Genomic DNA, 2,689 nt, shown 5'->3' on the forward strand with positions numbered 1-2,689 from the left:
GGTAAGCTTAAAATTTATTTATACAGTGCAGGTGCTTCTTTAATACCTATATTTTTAATTACCAGCATGCCTGCCATTCCTTTTTATTTTGTGCTGTGTGTGTTTGCAGTTTGGTTTTCCTTTTCTACGGGCAGAACAATACCTGCACAGGCCATGATAAGCACTGTAGTTAACCCCGAAAAACGAGGATTGTTTATGAGTTTTAATGCCTCCATACAACAATTGTTTACCGGCCTTGCTGCATTAATTGCAGGTGCCATTGTTGCCAAACAGCCCGATGGAAAAATAATGCACTATAACTGGGTGGGCTACCTTAGTGTAACTATTGTTTTTTGTACTTTGTTTATTGCGGCCAAGCTGGCTAAACGGCAGGGATTGAGATAATTAACTGGTGTTAGAGTAACCTGTACACCGGGTACCTGTTATGCCCCGGCTCGTAATACGGCGAGTTTTTATAAATAAAATTTAATTGTGCTGATGCATCGGCAGCAAATTTTGCGTCGCTCTCCCTGTTAAGCTGGAGCTTAGCAGCTACAGCAGGATTATTTTTTAAAACTTCTGCTGCTACATCTTCCCAGCGGTAATCGCTGTAGCCTTCTTTTTGCTGAAGAATGGCATCAAAAAAATTCCAGGCAAAAAAACTGTCATCACCTGTTGGCTCCAGTATTTCAACAATGTAGCGGTTAGCTTTTTGGTTTAGTTGAATTAAATAATCGCCTTTTAAAAATTTTAATTTTTGTTTAGAGGAAGAAACTTTTACTGCAAAATTTTTATGGTGTTTTTCATAAGGCTTCGGAAAGCTTTTGTAGTCATCAATTTTATATGCTTCTACTTCAATAAGTGTATCATTGTTCAATTGTTTAACTGTTACATTATTCAGTTTCATCAAATCAACTACTGTACCCCATCCCTGCGGAATAATATATGCTGATGGTGCTGTAACAAAATTAGAAGGCTTAAATGTGTTGAAGAATTTTACTTCTTTAGTAAATGGTTTGCTTCTGTTGTAATACATTCTTTGCAAACCCGTAGCATCGCTGGTTTTATAACCCTGTCGGTATCCTTTAAATGTAATAATAGAATGTTGTGTTGTATCCACTGCCCAGCTTAACGCAAAGTTTTTTTCTTTTACAATTGTTGCTTTGGCTTTATTTCTTTCAGTAATTAATGCTGTTGCATTTAATGCTGCTTTTTCAATTACAGTTTGCATTAAAGCGTAAGTAGAAAGCACTCTTTCTTTAAATGGTTTTAGCATGTGCGTTTCGGGCACAAAACCAATAGTTTGAAACAGGGCGGCATAACCCGAAGAGTACCTTGGCGGATCGTAAAACATTTCCATTCCTTTATCAGGTGTTTCTGTTTCAAAATTTACATAAGGTGTCATGTCCCATTTTTTTTCGGCCATACCTTTGTACAATTGCGGTTCAAAATTATTTTTTAACCATGCACCTAAATTATCACCCAGCTTATTGTATTGCGTTGTAAGTAACGTCATCGTGTGCTGGTAATCGGCACCATCACTTACATGGTTATCTATCAAAATATCGGGATCGAGTAAATGAAAAATTTGCGCAAATGCTTTCGCTTCTTTGCTGTCGTTTTTTGTAAAGTCACGGTTTAAATCTAAGTTTTGTGCATTGCCCCTTAAGCCGTATTCCGTTGGGCCATTTTGGTTGGCACGTGAAAAGGCGGTGCGGTTTAAACATCCGCCAATATTGTAAACGGGGATTATTGCTACAGCAATATTGTTGGGAAGCTGGAGCTTACCCAATACAATATCTCTCACCAGCATCATACTTGCATCAATGCCATCGGGCTCGCCGGGATGAATGCCGTTGTTGATTAAAACAACCGCTTTGTTTTGTTTATGCCATTGGACAGCATCAAATTTTGCATCATTGCTTACTAAAACAATATGTAATGGGTAGCCGGCATCTGTAATACCCATTTCTTTTACTAATACTTTTGCAGATTGGTTGTCTAAATTTTTATACCACTCAATGGCTTCAAAGTAAGTAGCACTTTCTAAGCCGTTTGTTTTTTCAAAACGGCATTGCTGTGCATAGCTGGTATAAAAACAAAAAATACAAATGAGGGAAATAACTAAAACCTTTCTCATGCAGTTAAAATTTTTAGAAAGCTACAATTTTTTTATTGCCGGCAATGAATTTGCAAAACAAAAAAAGGCTGCATTGCTGCAACCTCTTAATAAATATTGTAAGGAAAAATTATTTTGCTAATGCATTAACCCTTTTGGCCAACTTGCTTTTTAAATTGGCAGCTTTGTTTTTGTGGATAGTACCACGTTTTGCCAATTTATCAATCATAGAAGCAACTTTTGGAAGTTCGGTTGTTGCAGCGGCCTTATCGCTGGCTTTTAAATCACGTATTGCATTACGGGTTGTTTTGCCGTTGTAGCGGTTACGTTCGTTACGTTTTGCGCTCTGGCGCATATCTTTTTTTGTAGCTGAATGGTTTGCCATTAAAAATCTAATTTTTGGGCTGCAAAGATAAGGGGAAAATATTGAATATTGAATGTTGAATGTTGAAATATTTGTAGGTTAGTGTAAAATTAGGCTTTATGAACAGATTAATTTTACTCTTCCTGCATATTATATCGCTGGTATTGCTTGGATTTGGCTGGGTGAAAGATCTGCTGCGTATTGATATAAGTACCCATTTTATTATC

At 37.0% G+C, this 2,689-nt stretch carries 3 protein-coding genes; 1 reads left to right on the plus strand and 2 read right to left on the minus strand.

Annotated features, from left to right (window positions below):
• On the plus strand, window positions 1-384 hold a 384-nt coding region (locus ACY65O_RS03545), incomplete at its 5' end, for a hypothetical protein (protein ID WP_462219472.1).
• A 10-nt stretch (window positions 385-394) separates the two neighbouring features.
• Here ACY65O_RS03545 and ACY65O_RS03550 read toward each other — a convergent pair.
• Both ACY65O_RS03550 and rpsT read right to left on the minus strand, forming a co-directional pair.
• Window positions 395-2,119 carry a M14 family metallopeptidase gene (locus ACY65O_RS03550; RefSeq protein ID WP_462219473.1) on the minus strand — a complete coding sequence of 575 codons (1,725 nt, stop codon included), beginning with the start codon at window positions 2,117-2,119 and terminating at the stop codon, window positions 395-397.
• Between the two features lie 109 nt (window positions 2,120-2,228).
• A complete protein-coding gene (gene rpsT, locus ACY65O_RS03555; RefSeq protein ID WP_462219474.1) occupies window positions 2,229-2,483 on the minus strand; it encodes a 30S ribosomal protein S20 in 255 nt (84 codons plus the stop codon).
• Window positions 2,484-2,689: the final 206 nt, after the last annotated feature.

The sequence above is a fragment of the Ferruginibacter sp. genome, from assembly GCF_031430955.1.
In the GTDB taxonomy this organism is placed as follows: domain Bacteria; phylum Bacteroidota; class Bacteroidia; order Chitinophagales; family Chitinophagaceae; genus Ferruginibacter.